This is a genomic window from Brakhagea baltica (assembly GCF_052161605.1).
Classification (GTDB): Bacteria; Planctomycetota; Planctomycetia; order Pirellulales; family Pirellulaceae; genus JBKCUI01.
On the sequence record NZ_CP197409.1, the window covers coordinates 5176713 to 5190535 of the forward strand.

9 protein-coding genes are annotated in these 13823 nt (G+C 52.5%); 4 read left to right on the forward strand and 5 right to left on the reverse strand.

Annotated features, from left to right (window positions below):
• Positions 1-65 precede the first annotated feature (65 nt).
• Positions 66-1523: a hypothetical protein gene (locus SH449x_RS19935; RefSeq protein WP_482377834.1), complete on the reverse strand. Its 1458-nt coding sequence runs from the start codon at positions 1521-1523 to the stop codon at positions 66-68.
• Between the two features lie 219 nt (positions 1524-1742).
• Here SH449x_RS19935 and SH449x_RS19940 point away from each other — a divergent pair, with 219 nt between their 5' ends.
• On the forward strand, positions 1743-6020 hold the full coding sequence (locus SH449x_RS19940; RefSeq protein WP_482377835.1) for a DUF7133 domain-containing protein: 4278 nt from the start codon (positions 1743-1745) through the stop codon (positions 6018-6020).
• A 136-nt stretch (positions 6021-6156) separates the two neighbouring features.
• On the opposite strand, the gene SH449x_RS19945 is transcribed toward SH449x_RS19940, so the two are convergent.
• The 3 genes from SH449x_RS19945 to rpsT all read right to left on the reverse strand — a co-directional run bounded on the left by SH449x_RS19945 (position 6157) and on the right by rpsT (position 9947).
• Positions 6157-7542, reverse strand: a complete 1386-nt coding sequence (locus SH449x_RS19945) for a hypothetical protein (RefSeq protein ID WP_482377836.1) — start codon at positions 7540-7542, stop codon at positions 6157-6159.
• A gap of 406 nt (positions 7543-7948) precedes the next feature.
• Positions 7949-8947, reverse strand: a complete 999-nt coding sequence (locus tag SH449x_RS19950) for an acyl-CoA desaturase (RefSeq protein WP_482377837.1) — start codon at positions 8945-8947, stop codon at positions 7949-7951.
• A 727-nt stretch (positions 8948-9674) separates the two neighbouring features.
• Positions 9675-9947: a 30S ribosomal protein S20 gene (gene rpsT / locus SH449x_RS19955; RefSeq protein ID WP_482377838.1), complete on the reverse strand. Its 273-nt coding sequence runs from the start codon at positions 9945-9947 to the stop codon at positions 9675-9677.
• A gap of 165 nt (positions 9948-10112) precedes the next feature.
• Between rpsT and SH449x_RS19960 the strand changes: the two genes are divergently transcribed.
• From SH449x_RS19960 to SH449x_RS19970, 3 genes are all read left to right on the forward strand, one after another.
• A complete protein-coding gene (locus SH449x_RS19960; RefSeq protein ID WP_482377839.1) occupies positions 10113-10310 on the forward strand; it encodes a hypothetical protein in 198 nt (65 codons plus the stop codon).
• Between the two features lie 42 nt (positions 10311-10352).
• Entirely contained in the window at positions 10353-11606 is a 1254-nt protein-coding gene (locus SH449x_RS19965; protein WP_482377840.1) for a prolipoprotein diacylglyceryl transferase, read from the forward strand.
• 366 nt (positions 11607-11972) lie between these two features.
• Positions 11973-12986 (forward strand): glutamine synthetase beta-grasp domain-containing protein, encoded by a 1014-nt coding sequence (locus SH449x_RS19970; protein WP_482377841.1) that lies wholly within the window; start codon positions 11973-11975, stop codon positions 12984-12986.
• 147 nt (positions 12987-13133) lie between these two features.
• On the opposite strand, the gene SH449x_RS19975 is transcribed toward SH449x_RS19970, so the two are convergent.
• The gene (locus SH449x_RS19975; RefSeq protein WP_482377842.1) at positions 13134-13727 is read right to left on the reverse strand and encodes an NUDIX hydrolase; all 594 of its coding nucleotides are present in this window, start codon (positions 13725-13727) and stop codon (positions 13134-13136) included.
• Between the last annotated feature and the right edge of the window lie 96 nt (positions 13728-13823).

Sequence of the window (13823 nt, forward strand, 5' to 3'; positions counted from 1 at the left end):
CGATCCAGCATCACTCCCAAAAGTATATCAGTTCGCCGCTCCTGAGTACTCCCGAATTTTCTAATTCAAAGTCGGAAATCATCCTCCGAGGCTTCATACACGGGCAAGTAACGATAGTAGACCTCCAGGGTCAAGCAACTCATCGTGGTCGTATAGAGCCGACCTGCCTCCATGTTAAAGGTATTGCCATCAAAGTACCAACTACCAGCCATGGGGCCCGTCAGCGTTTGTGAATGAATAAGTAATTCCCTCATGACAGCATTCCAATTCTTCCAGCGATCTCCTCCCACATGAAACATGAACTGAGTCGCATAGTAGTTATAATAGACATCATTTACCGAAGGCGCTTGCTTGGCAATCCATTCATTGGCTTTGCGAATTACTGGGTCCGTTATCGAATACCCGCGAAACAATCGTATGAGGTTCCCAATCGCGGTCATGGAAGCGGTGGCTGGTCCGCGACGGTAACCGAACTGATAGCCATTCGTGACCGCTTGCCCCTCAACAAACTTGTCACTGTCGCGCAAGACTTCAACGGGTACGTATAGTTTGGCGGCGGAAGCACTTTTTAATGCCATGATTTGCCAGCCGACAATCGACAAATCTCCAGGCTGCCGTGGGTGGTAGCTCCAACCGCCGTCACGTTTGTATTGAGCCTCGACAATAAAATTGATGGCAGCCTGACAAGGATCCTTTAAGGAGGAGTCTTGGCTCATCTGATAGGCTTCGGTGAGGGCGAGGGTTGCGATGCCATGCTCATACATCTCCGCCCCCGACAATTCACTGAGCCAGTAACCCTGGCTATTATAGATTCTCTCCGGATCCCCTTTGTACTTCATCGCATTGACGAGATAGTACACGCCGTTCCGCACGTTCTCGTTGTATTCCCCTTGGGTCAGTGTATGCCCCGCACCGAGGAAGCAAAGCAGTGACAACCCAGTCGCGGCAATTTTGTGATCGTCGAGCGATGTACTAACATCCGCGCATTCTGGGCAGAGCGTTAATCCCATCGACCACGAGCCGTTTCGCTCTTGGTTTCGAGCCAGAAACGCTAGTGCCAGATCGACGGCAGCCTCACTCTGAGCTGTGGCTCCGTTTTTAACGCCTACGATTTTTCGATTTTCTGGCCTACGAGCATCGATGGCGGTCGAAACGAAACCGTTCGCGCCAGTACGATTGTTGACCCCAGCACTCTGAGCGATTTCACTTATCTTGGTTGTCGGAGGCGAAATGTTCCCCTCGGCATCCTCGACTAGGGGCACATCCATACTGTCCTGGAACAGGCTGGTAGTCATATCGTTCGGGCCAAGCCCCTCTTTTTCGTCAGAGGGCTCCGAGAATTCGACCTCTGGCAACATCGTCAGCGAGGTGTCTTCGCCGGACTCCATAGACGAGATGATCGATCGCTCACCAAGACCTGGAATATTGATCGTGCTGATTGCTAGCACCAACAACAGCAATAGATGAATCGCCGTACTGCAAAGTGTTGAGATCCATTTCTTTTTCGAACTCGATTCAAACACGCTAGGTCCGAAGGGTGGCAGTGGAGGTCCATACTAGAGTTTCAGTATAAGTTGGATACCTCTCAAGTAGCAATTTTAAGTCTCCGCCGCCACTTGGGAATGAGCGATATTTGCTGATGGCTGAAAAAAATGCCCCTCGGCACCGGTCACAGATGAGCAGATTTGATTAGACTGGGGGCTGACTTGGCAACTCTCTCCCCCCAGCATTTCTGCTAATCCATGAGAACTTTGATGATCCTTCTTAGTCGGCACCGATCCGTCCAACTGCCGTTCCAACTGTTGCTCACGCTCCTTTTGGTGTTGGCTACAATATCGGGCCGCATCCCTGTCAGCAGTGCAGACGAACCTGGTGCTAGTATCGCTTCGGATTCTGCAGCAAAGCCGAAACCCATTCGGGCCTTGCTGATCGCGGGAGGCTGCTGCCATGATTACGCGAAACAACAAGAAGCGATCTCCAAAGGGATTCAGGCGCGGGCCAATGTACGTGTCGACGTTTACTGGACTGACAACTCAACGACGACGCCGGTCCTCCCGCTCTATCTGAATTTAAACTGGGCCGACGAATACGATGTGATCATTCACGATGAATGCGCTGCTGACATCAAGGATGAAGCGATCATAAACCGCATTGTCCAAGTACACCAGAAGATACCTGCCGTACACCTGCACTGTGCGATGCATAGCTTTAGGCTCGGCAATGATACTTGGTTCCGGCATCTTGGGCTACAGTCGACAGGGCACGGCCCCCAAGAGCCAATCGATATTAAGTTTACCGATACCAAACATCCGATCGTCGAAACCTTATCAGACTGGACTACCATCCGCGAGGAGCTCTACAACAACGTAAAGCTCTTCGGTGCGCAGCCCATCGCAACCGGCAAACAAGTCATCAAACGACGGGGCGAATCGATCGTTGACGAAGCTATCGTAGCCTGGGTCAACGAATCGAGTGGAGCGAAAAGCTTCAGCACAACAATCGGTCATAACACCGAGACCGTAGAGGATCCGCGATATCTGGAGTTGGTGACTCGCGGACTGCTCTGGGCCTGTGACAAACTAACCCCGGAGTACTTGGTCCCTTACGACGGCGCGAACGATGTGACCTTCATCGACAAGAACAAATTTTCGGCCGATACGGGGAACGGTATTGGCAAGGCGCCTGAAAACGCGACGCTCGTTAAGGTTACGGCATCGTCAACTCAGACCGGGAACGCAGCCCATCACGTTGTCGATGGCAAACGGGATACGCGATGGTGTGCAGATGGTCCCAACTTTCCTGCTTGGGTACAACTAGAGTTTCCGAAACCGATCACCTTCAGCACCATTCGAATCGATTGGGAGACCCCCGGAAACGTCTATCGGTACCAAGTCGAAGGCTCAAACGATGCAAAGTCGTGGACGACGCTCATCGATCGCAAGGACAATAAAGAGCAACGAATCGGCAAGGAAACAATTGCCAACGAAGAGCCATTCCGCTTTTTGAGAGTTCAGGGGCTCGGCAGCTCGGCTGGCTGGTGTAGCATCTGGGAGATTCGCGTTGAGTCTAAGGATATTCAGCAAATGTGGCCAGCATCGGCAAAAGATGCGAGATTTGTACCGCTGGCATCGGCTGCTTACGAGAAGAGTGGTAACGAGCCGCCTCGAATCGTAAAGCTAACTCCCGAGGAGGAGCAAGCGATTCTCCGCGATGTCAAAGTAGCAGATGGCTTCGAAGCCACTGTCTTCGCGTCTCCACCTGCCGTGAACTACCCGGTCTTTGTCGCATCAACCGTGGATGGAACCGTGTTCGTCAGCTCAGATGGAAACGGTTCGCTCGGCAGAGATCCGATGCGAGGTCGCGTGCTAAGACTCAGGGATTTGGATCAAGATGGTCGGGCGGACGAAGTGAAAGTCTTTTGTCATGTCGATGCACCGAGGGGACTTGTTTGGGATGGAGATCGCCTCTACTTGATGCATCCTCCTCACTTGAGTGCCTTTATCGATCACGATGGTGATGGCGTTGCGGATGAGCAAAAGATTTTGGTCAAAAACCTGGCTTTTGGATACGACAAACGACCAGCAGACCATACGACCAACGGTGTTAGCCTCGGGCTGGATGGCTGGTTGTACATTGCCGGTGGTGACTTTGGTTTTATCGATGCCGAGGGAACCGATGGACGACGACTAACCCATCGCGGTGGTGGTGTCATTCGCGTTCGCACCGACGGTACTGGGCTCGAACTTTACTCCACGGGAACTCGCAATATTCTCGAGGTCGCTATCAGTCCAGAAATGGAAATCTTTGCCCGAGACAATACCAACGACGGAGATGGTTGGGATGTGCGTATGCATCACTTTACGGGGAATGAGGATCATGGGTATCCACGACTATACAAGAACTTTGCAGACGAATGCGTCCCCCCGCTAGCGGATTACGGTGGTGGTTCAGGGTGCGGAGCTGTCTATGTCGATGAACCAGGGTTTGGCAAGTGGAATCATGCTCCGTTTACAGCAGATTGGGGAACCGGTGCATTGTATCATCACAGTGTTGCTCCACGCGGTGCGACATACGAAGAGTCAGAAGCTCCCAAGCCATTCGTTCAATTGACCAGACCAACAGACGCAGATGTCGATGGAAACAGCAACTTGTACTGTGCGAGTTGGCGAGGTGCGACTTTTAGCTGGGCTGGGCCAGACGTCGGATACTTGGTTCGCGTCAAACCCAAAGATTTCCAACCGGAGCCTCAAATTGATTACGTTAAGGCCTCAGCAGAACAGCTGGTCAAGGAGCTTGCGTCTCCGAGTTATCGTCGCCGTCTGGAAGCAACCCGAGAATTATCGCGACGTGGCGATGCGCGATCCAATCAATTGGTTAGCGAGGTCCCAAATCATCGCACGCCGCTTCGTAACCTGCTTGAGCAATTGCAAACCACCGAAAACTCTGCCGTCATCATCGAAGCCTTGGCTCACGAAGATGCGCTGGTAGTCCATACCGCAGCTCGGGTCGCAGCCAATCGCGGCATGGTCGAAGAAACCTTGCAAGCACTCCATCAACAGCGAGAGCCAAGTCTCGGCTTGATGCGCGCACTCGCCATGATGCATGATGCTCGCGTTGTTGAAGCGTTAATTGAGCGATCCAAGCATGAGCTGAGCTTGGAGACTCAGAACCTTGAGACCCAGAACAAATTGTTCGGCGCTTTATGCCGCCTAGTTCACAAAGAAGCCGAATGGAACGGCGACTCCTGGGGGACTCGCCCCGATTTCCGTGGGCCGTACTATCAACTGGTTGAGTGGAGCGAAAGCTCTAAGATTCTCACTTACTTGAATTCGATTTTTGCAATCGCGACGCCGGAACAAACCGCCAGCTTGGTAGAGATTATGCGAAAGAATCGGGTGTCGGTCGACCAAGGTCTAGCCACGATGATTCAGAACAGTCGACAAGATCGGAAGCTGCTCGACAGTACGCTGGCTCAGCTCGCAACGACTTCTGTCGATGAACCAGCCGCTTTGCCGCTGTTGGTCTATGCGTCCGGATTGAATGACTTGTCGTTGAGCGAGCTGGGACATTGCGTTCAAGCTCTATCGAAGAGCCGCGATTCTGCGGCATTCGAACCTTTGTTGGTTAGCCTGAGCAAGTGGCAGGCTCGATTGGCGACCGAACCAGCTAGCGATGAAAAGTGGAAGGCTGCGGTGAGAGCATCGTTCACAAAGGCGGCTGCTCTCGGAGCGGAGGTCAGCAAGCTCGTCGCGTTATCGGAGGACAACACAAGTCCCCTTCAAGATGCCGCAATCCTCGGAGTCCTGATCGTAGCTTCTAACCCAGGCTCCAGCCCTGAGACTGCTGCTTTAACACGCTCTGCCATCGATTCCGTTTGGAAGGACAACTTCAACAGAATTGCATGGATGGAGAAGGCGGCAGCCTGGAGTTTGCGAGGGCTCGACGAAGAGATCTTGGACGCGTTGTCGGATTCCGACGAAGCGGTTCGAGGCACCGCTGAGAAAGTCGCGAGACGATTGCGGCTCAAACCGCGTGAAAAAGACACGACGCCTCGCTTGTCAACTTTAACCGCACAGGAAGCCGTCGATCAAGTGAAAGAGCTGTCGGGAGATATATCGCTTGGGCACCGTGTCTTTGCCCGGGCAACGTGTGGTAACTGCCATACCGTTCAGCAGAACGAAACCCAAAAGGGACCTTATCTGGGCAATATTGCTAAGACATACAAACGAAACGAGTTGGCCGTTGCGATTCTGGATCCCAGCAATACGATCGCCCAGGGATTCATTACCAACATTATTCTGACCGAGGACGATGAAACGGTAACTGGCTTCGTGATCAGCGAGTTGGCAGATCAAGTGACGATTCGAGATCAGCAGGGCAAAGATCATGTGATCAGGAAATCAGAGATCGCCACGAGAAAGACGTCTACGATTTCCTCGATGCCTAACGGACTCATGAACGAGTACACGGTCAAGGAGTTGGCGTCACTACTGGACTATCTGGAATCACTTGCTAAGTAAACGAGCAAGATCGCTCCAGCGTAAGCGCGGAAATGCAACAAGCCTCATGAGAAACATGAGGCTTGCTGCGAATGCGATATTCGCACGCGATCGTAGATCTACGCAAACAACTGTCGGTGACTCTGAGACTAGCCAACTACCAAGTGTACTCTGCACCCACGGTGAAGCCTTGGTAGACCGCGATCGACTTGTTGTTGATGAAGGGGGTCCGAACCGATGTTGGCAGGAACAAGGCTGGGGGATCCCCGTTGAAGTTCTCCGCCGCAAACGCGAGGCCATCGACGTACATGATCTGATAGGACGATCTAAGAGCCCAAGAGTACGTAACTCTGTAGTAAGCTTGCAACGAACTTTGAACGATGTATGCCGTTCTACCTTGGCCCGTCAAAGATTCTTGAAAGTTCGTAAAGGTATCGGTTGCAGGTGTCCAGTCGAGTGCAGACTTGACACCCGAGTTGTTGTGGAAGATGCCCGCTTTCAACTCGCTACCAATTTTGACACCCGGAAACAAGTTGTACCACAAGTCGCCACCCAGTTGGAAACCAAACAAATTGTTCGAGGTTCTAACGTAATAGTCGAGGGACCGATCTGGGCCATTGAGTGGGCCGCGAGCAGAGAAGTTTGCGACTTCGTCTAGATCGAAGTAACGAAACCCGCCCAGGAAGCTGCCTTGCCAGAAACCGTGCGGTTCGGCCCAGCGACGTCGGAAGTTGATCTCTGCATTGTTTAAGGTCGACTGATATCTCAAGCTGTGTACAGCAGAAGCGTCTGACTGGGGAAAGCCTCCCGGCGGTACCGCACCGAAATCGCTCAGAAAGGAAAAGTACTGAGACTGGTTGTTGTCTTCAGTCGAAGCGGTTCGGTCCCAATCGTTTAGCCCGAAGAATCCAAACTCAAGACTCGAGCCAGGACCCGTTGCCACGTTGATTTGAGCCGACAAGCCTGCTCTGAATTTGTCTAAATCTACAGCGTCAGTCGACAAGGCAACCGGCCCTCCATTGCCATCGCGTGACACTACGAAATCCGATGGGCCCTTGGTTCTTCGGAGAAAAATCGCTTCAGCAGACGCATCGTACCAGCGTTGTGTTGCAATTCCACCCTCGCCGTAAGGTCGCAAAATCCCCCGGAATGCGCCCAAGTTACCGAACATGTTTCGGCGGAATCCGGTGTAGGACCGACCAAACAAGTCGCAGCGTTCTTCCCCGAGTCGTGCTCGAAGTCCACCGCCACCTAGCAGTCCACACCTCGGGTCACAGTTCCCGTAGCACATGCCACCGTTGACGGAGCAAGCACACTCTGGATCGTAGTAGCCCATCCCCGGATCGACCATCGGCATGTTGGGATCGGCCATCTGGCCCATCTCATCGCCGGGCATCGAAGCGTATGCGACAGGAGAGGCATGAGTTGCCGCTGCGCTGGGGTGCGGGCTGCCCGGCATCATCTGTGCACTCAAATGCTCGCCCGAAACGGCAACAGCCAGTCCGGCGAGTAAGCGTATCTTCCAGCCTTTAAGCAACTTCATCGAATATTCTCCAACGCAAAATGCGATTGCACTATACCAACCACCAATGCCCGACTACCTATCGTTAGGCGTCAGCAGGTGGGCTACTCGCGCACACCATGGAATGATCAGGAAATTCGGAGCGATCCCAACAGAGATGCGACTCCCCAAATCTGATACCACCCGCTTTATCGGCACGACCGGAATTGAAAGTTCGGCCAAAGGTGCATTTTCTCGATACAGCCGACAAAATTTACCGAAAAACGGCATGGGAGAAATGCTGGCATAGTCGACTCTGAGAAGCTCGGAAAGCGAAGCGAACTTTGCGGCCTTGAGAAACGTAAAGGCCAAAAAAGAAAGGGCGGCACGTGTTCCGTGTCGCCCCGGGGAAGTCGCTTAAATCGCGAATTATTCGCGTATGCTAGAGCTAGGCCGCTCTGCGTTCCTCTCGCTCTTTCTTCTTTTGCTCGACTGCTGCCAAGTCTACAACGTGCTTGGCCAATCCTGATGCTCGCAACAAGCGGATGATCTGATAAGTCGCATCGAATTCCCACCACTTGTGGCCGTGTTGCGCCAAACGAGGATGAGCATGGTGATTGTTGTGCCAGCCTTCGCCGTAAGCGATGATTGCAACCCACCACAGATTGCGGCTATCATCCTTAGTCTCGTAGTTCTTGTAGCCAAACATGTGAGACGCAGAGTTTACGAACCAAGTTGTATGCAACACAGCGACCATCCGGACACAGACGACCCAAACCAGCCAAGAGAGTGCCAATTCGCCACCACCGATCGCATAACCGGTCGCAACAATCGCTCCAGCAAAGGCAATATGAATCGCCAAGAACCATTTTTCAAGGAACATCAAGAATGGTCTTCTCAACAAGTCAGGCACCCATTTCTTAGCATATCCTTGGGGGTCACCACCGTGGGTGGAAAAGGCCAGCCAAAACATGTGAGCCCACCATGGACCATCGTGAGGCGAATGAGGATCGCCTGGTTGATCAGAGTAAGCATGGTGTTTACGGTGATTCGCGGTCCAGCTAATCGGCCCACCCTCTCCGGCCAACGTTCCTAGAAAAGCAAACGAGTTGTAAAGCCATTTGGGAACTTGCAAGCCGGTATGCGTTAACAATCTGTGGAAGCCAAGGCAAATTCCCAAGCTGCCTGTGACCCAGTGCATAAAAATCGCGAGAAACAGGCCGGACCAAGTAAAGGTCCAGGGGGCGGCCAAGGCCCCAATGTGCAAGGCCACCAGCCAAGCGGCAGGTCCCCACTCAATGTAGTACGCCGAAGGAACCGGGGACTGCTTCCCCCCCCCTTTGAGTGTCTTGGAACTGCTAGCTATCTCCTCCACCTGAGGTTGAACAGGGTTGTTCAGGGTGGCGGGATGGTGATGACGAGTGGATTCAGTGGGATTAGAGCCCATTTGGATACGCCCTGTGGTAATCGAATAAACTGGAAAGGGACTCGGCGAAAGGAGCTAGCATTGCGAGACAAACCTCACGCCTCGGCGTGGTGAGATGAGCACATCTGAACCCATCTACGATACGAATCATACAGGGCGTGACCATCGCAGATGTCCGAGCAAGATTTGGGATTTGTCAAAGCTATGTAAAACCCTCTCATGGCAAGCTCTTTTGGGGGGGGCAATTTCAGGGATTGGGGCTCAGAGTTTCTAGACGCCGGATATAGTGCCCAGGCCCCAAACTTGCTGCATGTGCGACATATCCCCAGCGTTTCATTAAGCGGTCGCTTATGCGACTGGAAACAACCTGGCAGACAATAGCCCGGCACCCCCGGCTCCTGGCAATCGCCTCGAGGAAATCGACGGAGGAGCGAACCGTGCGGTACTCGGTTTCAGGCCCAGTCCTTAGGTAATTCACAGTAGTGTAACCGGGAGATCGACGAGGAAACGAAAAGTAGACCACGCATGAATTCCGTTCGCCCACAGGAAATCGCTCGTTCCAGAAAACATCCAGGTAGCTAGCGATGTGAGGCCAGATGCGTTTTTTTATACGAATCCGGTTGGCATCGAGGCAGAATCGACCGTACCTAATCTTGGATACGAATTGCTCTTGCTCTGCTGTCAACGAAAATACCCCACTCAGGCTCGAGCGGGGTATGAATATTTCCGATTTGGTCCGCACGCGAAATTACGCAGCGGTAGAAGCCTTTTTCAGCATCGCATTGATACGGCTTTTCGTCCGGGCCGCTTTGTTCACGTGGATGACTTTTTTGGCAGCGGTTTGATCGAGCAGCTTGCACAGGTTCGAAAACTGCACCTTTGCATCCTCGAAATTTTTGGCTGCTACGGTATCCCTAAGTTTTTTGATGGCGGTCTTCAAACGAGACTTTGCAGCACGATTGCGCGCTCTACGATCTAGAGATTGACGAAGTCTTTTCTTGGCGCTCTTCAGGTTTGGCACAGGACTCTCCGGCGGCTCACTTCCGCAAAATCGAAATAACTAATTCAAAAACCCATCGGGTCGGGTATCATGGCAGGGAAACTTCATTTTGTCAACTTGTAGTTTGCAGAAATGGGAATTAGGTTAAATGAAGTTCTTGCACGCACTTAACGATTGGGTATCGCCGTGAATCTACATGCATTGTTTCCTTATCTTTGGTTAGCGATCTTGGTTGGCTCCTACCTAGCTGCCATCGTCGTGGCCATCATGGGGCGTCCCAAGAAACCAAAGGCCCCCAAAGCGGGCGCGACCCCGGACATGGCAACCTTGGCTCCGGAAGGTCTGGATTTTGGTGACGAGCTGGCTCAGATGGAGAAAAAGTAAGTCGCTCTTTTCTTAAGTCCGCTCATGCTCTAATTTTAGGCTATGAGACAGACTCTATTTTATTGGCCCCATGAGACCGCCGGCCTGCCTTGGTTCGGGGCCCTGAGCTGGGCAACCTTAATTCTGGTTGTGGTTGCGATCATCCAGATAGCGTTTTCCAGAGACGCAAAAGCTCGGGAAGCAACCATTCAGGGTAACTTATTGACCTGGGGGGTGGCGTTTCTCGCCATCGCTTTGCTGCTACCACGCATCGAGTTTTATATTGATGACGAACCAGTCGGACTCCCTATCCGCGGGTACGGCGTTTTCCTAATGATCGGTGTCATCGCCGGTTCCTTTGTTGCGATGAAGCGCGCCGAAGGCCGAGGCATTACGAGAGAGGCCTTTCTCTCCCTGGCGACCTGGACGGTCGCGGCAGGAATTATCGGCGCGAGACTCTTCTACGTCATTCAATACTGGAACGAATTGCCGGGCGAGACCCTTGGTGCAAGGTTGTGGACTGTCCTGCAGGTCACCGAGGGGGGGCTCGTCGTTTATGGTGGCGTAATCGGTGGGCTGATTGTGCTCGTCGCGTGGACCCTACTTTACAAGCTACCAGTGCTGCTGGTCGCCGATGCAGTCACCCCAGCATTTTTCTTGGGGCTGATGTTTGGCAGGCTCGGGTGCCTTATGAACGGGTGCTGCTATGGCGGCGTTTGCGAGATGCCTCTTCCAACCGTTCAGTTTCCGAGTGGCTCCGCTGTTTACATGGATCAACTCGAGTCTGGTCGTATGTTGGGACTAATTACCGAAAATGGTGAAGTCAAAGAGGTGCTAAGCCAATCGTGGGCCGATCAGAATGGCGTGGCACCGAATTCTTCCTTTGGGGGAGTCCAGGCACGGTTGGTCGTCGGACCCACCGTCGATCAGCCTCTGAAGCCGCCCGTGTTCGATGCGATCGTGATGCTCAACGGCAAACCAAAACTGGTTGAGGCGAATGAGCTACCCTCGCGCGCGATTCCCGTTCACCCCTCCCAAATTTATGCCTCGCTGGGCGGTTTGGTATTGTTTCTCTGGACGATGAGTATCTCCGGGTTCGTCAAGCGGCCGGGCCAACTCTTCGCAATTGGCCTAATTGCCTACGGTTTTGTCCGAATCCTAGAAGAGTTAATTCGAGTGGATGAAGGGGGGCAGTTCGGAACCTCCCTCAGTATTGCCACGTGGATTAGCATGGGTGGTATTCTCGTCGGTATTGCTCTACTTTTCGCTTCAAGCAGCACAACGCACATAAGCCCCGCTTCTCAAGAGAGTCCCTAAATTAAATAGGCTTTCAATATCGCTTGCCCAAGCGGCCTCGTGACTGTAAGGTATTGCCACGGTCGAGCAAAGCTAGCAGCAGTTGCGAGAATCGCATAGGCGGCTCATCTCATGAGGCAGGATTGACTCGCGAGATTTGCAAGAGAAGCGAAATACTGAAATGGGTAGAGCAGTAGTTGGTTTCTCTTTAATGCGAGATGGGACGATATGGTTGGTGACCAAAGTATCGCGTTCATCTGCACTTTCAATGAATGGCTAGGTTCCGGGGTTCAAATGTGTGTTTGAGTACCGTTGGCTCTTTGGAGGGATTCCGTGGTCACTCGACTTGTTTTGTCGATAGGTCTTTTGAAAGAGAGAAGTAGCTAAATGTCTTCCGAAAAGAAATTTAAGCTCGAGTATGTTTGGCTTGACGGCTATTTGCCTGAGCCCAACCTTCGCAGCAAGACGAAGGTTGTTGATACCGCACCAACCAGCGTCGATGATCTCGCTCTGTGGGGATTCGACGGCAGTTCTACCCAACAAGCTGAAGGCAAGAGCTCCGACTGCGTTCTTAAGCCAGTTGCTCTTTACCCAGATAGCACTCGCAAGAACGGTTTCTTGGTCATGTGCGAGGTCATGCTCCCAAATGGTGAGCCTCACCCATCGAACTTCCGATGCACAGTGGACGAAGCCGACGACCTCTGGATCGGCTTTGAACAAGAGTATTTCTTCTACGTTGACGGTCGTCCGCTTGGTTTCCCAGAAGACGGCTACCCTGGTCCTCAGGGGCCCTACTACACCGGCATCGGCTACAAAAACGTTGGCGACCTTGCCCGCATCATTGTTGAGGAACATATCGACATTTGCCTAGACTCAGGCATCACCCTCGAGGGTATCAATGCCGAAGTTGCTAAGGGGCAATGGGAATTCCAAATTTTCGGAAAGGGTTCCAAGAAGGTTTGCGACGACATGTGGATCGCGCGCTACTTGCTGATCCGGTTGGCGGAGAAGTACGGCGTCGACATCGAGTTCTATTGCAAACCGGTCAAGGGAGACTGGAACGGTTCTGGTATGCACACGAACTTCTCGACCAAGAAGCTGCGTGAAGAAGGTGGCAAAGAGTACTTCGAGAAACTTATGGCTGCATTTGACAAGTACCGTGATGAACACATTGCTGCTTACGGCCCTGACAATCATTTGCGTCTAACCGGCCTGCACGAAACTCAATCGATCGATAAGTTCAATTACGGTGTTGCTGACCGCGGTGCATCGATCCGAATCCCGCACAGCTTCATCAACAATGGCTACAAGGGCTATTTAGAAGATCGCCGACCAAACTCGCAAGCTGATCCATACAAGATCATTTCGCGAATCCTCAAGACAATCAAGTCCGTTGGCTAATCGTGTTAAAGCCATAAGCTAATCGGACCGAGAGCGAGTCTCTCGAACCAGACTAAAGAGGAGCTATCCAGGCTCCTCTTTTTCTTTTGGTCTTAAACGTTTCGGCCTGGGTAATCCGTTTCCATTAAAAGACTCATCAATGGAAACTCACTGAAATTTCTTTTCAGCCAAGCACCACGCTCGAAATTCGCCAAGGATCATAGCGGTCGCTCCCCAGACAAAGTGCCCTTGGATCATGAAGCCGGGAGCTTCGAATGAGCCTATAGCTCGCTGCACTATACCGATTTGTATGGAATCTGGTCTTAATAGCTCCCCGATCGGGAGCATGATGACCTCAGCCACCTCATCGGGGTTCGGATAAAAACGGGGAGGCTCCAGGAACATGCCCGCTACCGGCGTCACCCAATGCCTGCTCGCGTAGACATAGAGCGGACTCAAGTCCCTTAGTTTTTCCAGGTTGCCGGTCGAGCATCCCAGCTCTTCTTCGAACTCGCGTGTGGCGGTTTTCCATGCAATCTCATTGCCCTCTGCTCGACCACCAGGCAAAGAAACTTGGCCCGCATGATCTGCCAAGCGACTCGATCGCAGAGTTAGCGGAATGCTCCATCCGAACTGATCGCACGGAACCACGCCAACTAGCACCGCTGCTCGATGACAGAAGCGAGGAAAGGGGCCTTTATGGCGACCGTAGGAATAGCGAGGGGCCAATCGAGAAAGAGCTTGTGGTGATTGTGTCGACATGCAGGCTGAAGGTGTAAGGGAATACTTGCACAATTTAGCAGCAAAAAAATCCGCTGTCAGCAAGGAATGCCCCATGCTTGACGTGGGGTATCTTAC